Annotated in this window: 7 protein-coding genes; 3 read left to right on the top strand and 4 right to left on the bottom strand. The window is 36.8% G+C overall.

The features are described 5' to 3' along the window. Positions 1 to 333 precede the first annotated feature (333 nt). The 4 genes from XEN7305_RS00565 to XEN7305_RS00550 form a co-directional block, all read right to left on the bottom strand. On the bottom strand, positions 334 to 1,362 hold the full coding sequence (locus tag XEN7305_RS00565) for a RimK family alpha-L-glutamate ligase (RefSeq protein ID WP_006507353.1): 1,029 nt from the start codon (positions 1,360 to 1,362) through the stop codon (positions 334 to 336). Between the two features lie 38 nt (positions 1,363 to 1,400). Then, positions 1,401 to 2,390 (bottom strand): DMT family transporter, encoded by a 990-nt coding sequence (locus XEN7305_RS00560; protein WP_006507352.1) that lies wholly within the window; start codon positions 2,388 to 2,390, stop codon positions 1,401 to 1,403. A gap of 9 nt (positions 2,391 to 2,399) precedes the next feature. Beyond that, entirely contained in the window at positions 2,400 to 3,179 is a 780-nt protein-coding gene (locus XEN7305_RS00555; protein WP_158500366.1) for a cysteine dioxygenase family protein, read from the bottom strand. Between the two features lie 309 nt (positions 3,180 to 3,488). After that, positions 3,489 to 4,274, bottom strand: coding sequence for a hypothetical protein (locus tag XEN7305_RS00550; protein ID WP_144053164.1), 786 nt, complete (start codon positions 4,272 to 4,274; stop codon positions 3,489 to 3,491). Between the two features lie 235 nt (positions 4,275 to 4,509). On the opposite strand from XEN7305_RS00550, the gene XEN7305_RS27225 reads away from it, so the two are divergent. The 3 genes from XEN7305_RS27225 to XEN7305_RS29485 all read left to right on the top strand — a co-directional run bounded on the left by XEN7305_RS27225 (position 4,510) and on the right by XEN7305_RS29485 (position 6,208). Continuing rightward, positions 4,510 to 4,890, top strand: coding sequence for a helix-turn-helix domain-containing protein (locus XEN7305_RS27225; protein ID WP_202951225.1), 381 nt, complete (start codon positions 4,510 to 4,512; stop codon positions 4,888 to 4,890). A 155-nt stretch (positions 4,891 to 5,045) separates the two neighbouring features. Continuing rightward, positions 5,046 to 5,507, top strand: a complete 462-nt coding sequence (locus XEN7305_RS29490; RefSeq protein WP_006507347.1) for a transposase family protein — start codon at positions 5,046 to 5,048, stop codon at positions 5,505 to 5,507. Then, positions 5,480 to 6,208, top strand: a complete 729-nt coding sequence (locus tag XEN7305_RS29485) for an ISL3 family transposase (RefSeq protein ID WP_006507346.1) — start codon at positions 5,480 to 5,482, stop codon at positions 6,206 to 6,208. Before XEN7305_RS29490 ends, XEN7305_RS29485 begins: the two co-directional genes overlap by 28 nt. The last annotated feature ends 71 nt before the right edge of the window (positions 6,209 to 6,279 follow it).

Genomic DNA, 6,279 nt, shown 5'->3' with positions numbered 1-6,279 from the left:
TAAATTAAAGAGCACTGAAAAACCTAGTGGACGCGGGCGTAAATAAGCTATCTATCAACGAAGGGCAAAAAGCTGATGTATCAAGACTTATTACTCATTACTTATTACTTATTACTTCCGCGCAGCGGCACTAGTTCCTGAGTTAATAGTCAATGTTTAATTTAGATGCAGATATCCTAGATTTATGATTTTTTGAGCGATCGCGGTACTGTTCATCAAGCTATCTCTTATATAGGAGAGTTATCTTTTAGGAGTATAGACGAAGTTATTATCGAATATTTTATGAACTCCAAAATTTAAGTTAGTTAAAGTAACTGGAAATATTAACTTAATTTAGACAAGACATTTGTTATCAATAACCTGAGACTTGGCAAAGTCAACAAGCCAGTCGATAAAATGATCCATCACTGGGGTTTGAGTTAATTGTTCTAATCGAGCAAATCCTCCAATATTGCCCGCGTTGATCTCAGAAATCCGCCATCTGCCATCATCATCTTGTAGAAAATCGTAGCCTAGAGTATGGAGACCTCGTTTTTGATAAGCTCCTACTGTATCTGCGATCGCATCTCTTTCCCAATCACTAATGTCTGACAAAATACATTCGCCATCCCCACTGACATTATTAACCCAATGACCAGTTATAGAGCGGCGAATATAAGCCCCATAAATTTCCCCATCCACTACCACAATTCTTTTATCTCCTTGGTTTACCTGAGAAAGATAACGCACTAATTGCAACGGAGCTTGAGTAGCGCCCCTCGCATAATCCATCACTTCCGAAAAATGCTCAAAAGAACGCAAACCAACTTGAAAATTATCAACTTTAAATAAACTTTGCTCATACCAGATCTTAAAAACGCCACGACCGCCACAACTATTAACTTGCTTGGAGACAATAGTTTGATGTTGTTCCCAAAATGCTTGAGCTTCTTGCCAATCATCAGTCACAATGGTTTCGGGAATCCAGTTTTTTGCCACTTTGAAGAGAAAATTAGCGCTAACTTGCTCTTTTTTATGGCTAGGGCTATTAACAAATTTAGTAAACTTTTCCCAAGAGCTCAAGCGATCTAGATATCCTGTGGGAAATGGTTTTAAAGTGCGACAAAAAACCAGATCAAAATATGCTAGAGGATACAAATTGTGAGGTTGCTTTTCTAAACCCAAGAAATCTTGGTGATTTAATTTGTGAGGAATTTTTGTCGCTAAAATATGATTAGAAAAATCCTCTTCTTCCATAACTTGATTGGGAAAAGTGTGAAATAAATTTAGATTATGGTGACGAGAGATCGCACGATAAAATTCTGGAACATCTAAAGTCTGATCTCGATAACTTTTAGGATCACAAATCAAGAGAATATTCATAATGCTAAATGTTCAATGCTTAATAATCAATGTTTAAGTTAAATGTTAGCCGAGCATTCGGGTTCGGGCATTTTATCCAAATCTCGTTCTTTTTGTTTTGGTTTAGCTTTTCCTAAATTAGAAATAACTAGACCTATCATAATGACAAAAAATGAACTTATTTGAACTTCCGAAGGGCGTTCTCCATTTAAAAAATAAGCGTAGGTGACACCAAAAACTGGAGAAAGAGAAGCCAAACTACCAACTGTCCTAGAATCAAGTCTTCCCAGTGCAGAATACCAAAGCAATTGGGCAAAAACAATGATAATCAAGGCATAGATAGACATCACAATCCATAGCTGACCAGAAAATACATCACTAAAATGAGTTGGGCCAAACAAAGCACTAGCAATGATGAAGAAAATAACAGAAGAAACAAAATTTCTGGTAAAAACTACCACTGCTAAACTACATGTGTCTGAGAGTATCAATTTGCCAATTAAGGCTGTAATCGCATAAACAACTGCCGAAGCTAGAATCAAAACATCGCCTCTGTTCAGTTGGTACATACTTTCTCGTAAAGTGATGGCTAAGATGCCTACTAAAATCAAAGTGAAGCCAAATAATTCTAGTTTGGTAATTTTTTTGCCCAAGAAAAATGCTCCAGCTAAAGCAAATAATACTGGGCCAAATCTACTTAATAAAACAGCATTTGTTACTGATGTAGATTCAAGACCGAGAAATATTAAAGCTGATAGCAATGCTGCCAAACAACCGTTAATGAATAGGCCAAAGATTACTTTTTTTTCTAGTATTTTAAAATCATTAACAATGGTTGGGAATTTAAACCAGAAACCAACTGCGATCGCGGCACATAAATTTCCCACAAACAACACATTACAAAAAGAAATCGGGGTTGCGACTCCGCCACTAAGTTGAGTGCCTTGACTAACCAAAAAAGCAATGACGGCAGGACGTAAAGCTGCGATCGCTCTTGAACTAGTGAACAGTAACTTAGGATTAATCAGATCGAGAGAAAATTTACTCATGCGGATGTTTTAGTTGGAAATTGCTATGTTGCCTAATCTGGAAATCTCTCGATCTAGTTTAATTGCTTTCGTTTGCCAATATTCAAGCTTAGCAGGGGATGTTTCGATAATCGCGCCAACTCGCGATCGCATTTGTTGGTGATGTCGCAATTTACTAGTATTATCAGCATTCAAGCCAAAGGTTTTGCGATCAATATCCGCTTCTGGTAAACAGAAAAAGACGCCCCCATCAGTATATTGAATGCTCTGCTCAAAAAGATCAAACACCCGAGCATCTCCTGTAATCGAAGGATATTCATGACTAATGCCATAAACATGGAGCGTGAGAAAAGAATCTTGACTACAATTACCCATCTGATGAATCAAATCGTGATTGACCCTGACTATCTGCCCAGGGGAAAATTCTCTAAATTCTTGAGTTTGTAAAGTCTGACCATCCAATTGATATGCCCAATGGCTTGCTTTCCCAAAGCATTGAACTGCGCCCCATTGAGTCGCTCCATGATCGTGAATCGCGCTAATATCCCCCAGAACCCAGGACATCACCATAATTTCAAAATAGCCTCCATCGTAAACCAACTGGCGACCATAGCTATGGGTGATTGGATGATCGAAAGTTGCCCAAGGCATCAGATCCGCCTGCTGAATCTGAGCTTTTTCCAAGCTTTGATGAACTTGATATGAGGTTAATTCTTTAGTTTGAGACAACAGAAAAACAAGATGTTGCAGACTATCAGGTAGCTGAGGAATAGCGGTATTAGAACTTTCTAATCTAATTGTTTGAGTCATATTTAATTCTCTTCTAATAGATAGAGCATTGTATTGAGACATTAAATTGCACTTATATGAGAGTGAACAACAAACTAAATGAGAGTTCTCTAAAATAATCTGAAAAATCTCTGAGACCATTCATAACCTTTTATAAAAGTTCTTTAGCAAGCTAGAGAACGGAAGGTTAAAGTAATTGCTGATCAATAATTTAGCGAATAAAGGTAAATTAATCATGAAGATCTTTTAGTAATTAAACTTTGCTCAGAGAGATTTCCCTTTTTTCAGGATTTTACGCGCCGCTAACCTCTAATATCCCAAACCCTGCCGCTAAAACCTTCTTCTCCTAAGATGGGATTCGTTTATATCAACCAAAGTACTTTGTTCAACGTTAATGATTCTGGCATAGAGTATTTGTTCATTTACTTCCAAATTATTAATCAAATTTAAGGCCGTAACTATGCCATCACCAATTTTTTCCGTGGCCACTTCTCCATACTCGACTTGAAAAAGAATATTCTCAACTTCATCATCATTGGAGACGTTATCGGGATCTTGCCAAAATCCTAGACCCCCAATCTCAGTTGTTGCTTTCATAAAATCTATTGTCCGAGCTTTGAAATGAGGTAGGGTCAAAGTTAGTAGTTCTTGTTCGACTCGCTCAAACTGAACGCATGTACTCTCATCTCCAAAGAGAATTGCAAATAAAATATCTTTGGCCTGGGTTAACAGCACCTCACCCTTTTGGGAACGATATTCAGTTGTAATCAAATCTTTCCCTTTGAGAGGCGGATGAATTAGATATCCTTCTTCTTCTAAGCGATCGCGATCATATTGTTCATATTGACTGATAAAGATGTCTAGCTTGGACTCATCAAGTTGCAGCTCCCTCAAGCGGGCTAATCTTTCAGCCCTTTTTTGCTGTTTGATTTTTTGAAATAATTTTCTGTCGCATTCTTGACGACTATGCTCATCTATAGTTAAACGGATGATCTGATCGATCAGCCATGCTTTATCCTGACACTCAAGATGACAGCGTAGTTTATCCTCAAATTCCGGGGCCAGTTCTCGATTGATTTTTCGAATAACTTTTTCAATTGTATGGTTGTACTGCATAGAATACTCTTCTAATTGTGAGACTATTTTGCCTAGTTTGCCCATCCCATTGCCTAAATATTTAGCTTATAGGAGAGAAGCCCCAGGTCCATAATCTTTGATTTGGTGTGGGACGGGGCGTTTAAACGCCTGGCAAAGCACAGGCGACAGCCCCTCATGAATCGCCAGTGTCAGCTTCCGTACGAATCTTTTTATCGTAAGCCATACTTTGTGCTAAAATATAGGTATGTTGACTATGAATTACACTTACCGAATTTATCCAACTGTAGAGCAACAAGAATTGATGCTGGGATGGCTTGAGACTTGCAGGAGAATCTACAACAGATGCTTGCGAGATCTTAAGTATTGGATTGCTTCGAGAAAATGTAGTTTGTACTCTTGCTCTTTGGAGCGCGAATATATCATGTCTCCTGAGCTCCCATTTCCTAGTTACTTGGAACAAAAGCGGCAACTAACTCAATGGAAAAAGACGAATCCGTGGTACAAAGCTGTTCATTCTCAAGCAACCCAAGATGTAGTCAAGCGGCTGCATAACACTTGGGAGGCTTTCAAGGACAGAGGATATGGATTTCCTAGATTCAAGAAATATGGAAGGTATCAATCTTGGCTCTTCTAGACTAGCTATGATAATTTAACAAGAAAAAAGGGATAAGTCCCAAAAATAATTATAAATCTGATTTGCTTAAAACCTTTGCTCTATCTTGACTAAAACTAGTTTTTTATGATATCAAATATTTTATTGTTAAGTTGCAAAAATGTATTTTTAATAAAATGCCATCGAACTCTCTGCTTTATTTTATCACTAATATAATTAAATTTGAAGGTTTTAAAGCGAAGAATTATCATTTTATAACCGATGATGAATTATTGATTGAATTAGAAAAGAAAGAAAACTTAGCGATTTGTCCTCATTGCAATAAACAAACTGATAAAATTCACCAATCCCACCGCTATCGAGTTAGAGACATCCCCCTAAGTAGTTACGATGTTTTTCTCTTAGTTAATCGTCGTCAGTTTAGATGTAAAAACTGTCGCAAGGTGTTTTCAGAAGAATTAAGTTTTGTCAAAAAAAGAAGAACATACACGAAAAGATTGGCGAAAAAGGTTATCAAAGAAGTATTGGAAACGGATGTAGTAAATGCGGGAAAAAGAAATAGAATAACTCCTGCAGAAATAGACACAATACTTAAGGAATTAGAAGCGGATTGTTTACAGGAAAACCGACAGACCTAAAAAAGTTAGGAATTGATGAGATAACTCAGTTAAAAGGGGGTAAGAATTATGCAGCAGTCTTGGTAGATTTAGAGAAGAGAAAACCCATCGCATTATTAGAGAAGAGAAATAAAGAAGTAATAGCAGAATACTTGCTGGGCTTGGGTCCAGAGATTCTAAATCAAATAGAAGAAGTCAGTATAGACCTCTGGAGACCATACAAAACTGTAGTAGAAGAACTGATTCCGAATTCACAAATTGTAGCGGATAGATTTCATGTAATGTCACAAATAAATAAAGAGTTAGACAACAGAAGAAAAGAGGAGAAGAAGCAGGCAGAAAAGTTAAAAAATAAAAAAGAAAAGCTTAATGAAACTGAAAAAGAAAAAATAAAAGAACTCGAAAAGCTTGCTCCCGAATTGATGGCTGCATATCAAGCAAAAGAGAAACTAAGAGATATATTTGAAAGTCAAATAACAGCGGACAAAGCATTCTGGAAAATCGTAGAATGGACCGAGTTATCTTATAAGTATTTTCCCAAAAGTTCTCAAACAATAAAAAGATGGATCGACGAAATTTTAGCCTACTTCGATAATAGAACAACTCAAGGAGCAGTAGAGGGAATTAATCAAAAAATTAAGTTAATTAAGAGGAAAGCTTATGGGTTAACTAACTTTGGTAATTTTAGGAGAAGAGTTCTGTTACATTGGCATTTTTGTTAGTAATTTATCATACTTAGTCTAGAAGAGCCTCAATCTTTTTTGTTTCCTCAGTTTAAAGAGAATCCTATTAA

It is taken from the genome of Xenococcus sp. PCC 7305 (assembly GCF_000332055.1).
Classification (GTDB): Bacteria; Cyanobacteriota; Cyanobacteriia; order Cyanobacteriales; family Xenococcaceae; genus Xenococcus.
This window is presented reverse-complemented; position numbering and strand designations above follow the sequence as displayed.

What these genes read in the sequence shown, in the direction of transcription:
- XEN7305_RS00565 (WP_006507353.1), bottom strand. Translation starts at nt 1,362, where the DNA reads ATGAATATTCTCTTGATTTGTGATCCTAAAAGTTATCGAGATCAGACT.
- XEN7305_RS00560 (WP_006507352.1), bottom strand. Translation starts at nt 2,390, where the DNA reads ATGAGTAAATTTTCTCTCGATCTGATTAATCCTAAGTTACTGTTCACT.
- XEN7305_RS00555 (WP_158500366.1), bottom strand. Translation starts at nt 3,179, where the DNA reads ATGACTCAAACAATTAGATTAGAAAGTTCTAATACCGCTATTCCTCAG.
- XEN7305_RS00550 (WP_144053164.1), bottom strand. Translation starts at nt 4,274, where the DNA reads ATGCAGTACAACCATACAATTGAAAAAGTTATTCGAAAAATCAATCGA.
- XEN7305_RS27225 (WP_202951225.1), top strand. Translation starts at nt 4,510, where the DNA reads ATGAATTACACTTACCGAATTTATCCAACTGTAGAGCAACAAGAATTG.
- XEN7305_RS29490 (WP_006507347.1), top strand. Translation starts at nt 5,046, where the DNA reads ATGCCATCGAACTCTCTGCTTTATTTTATCACTAATATAATTAAATTT.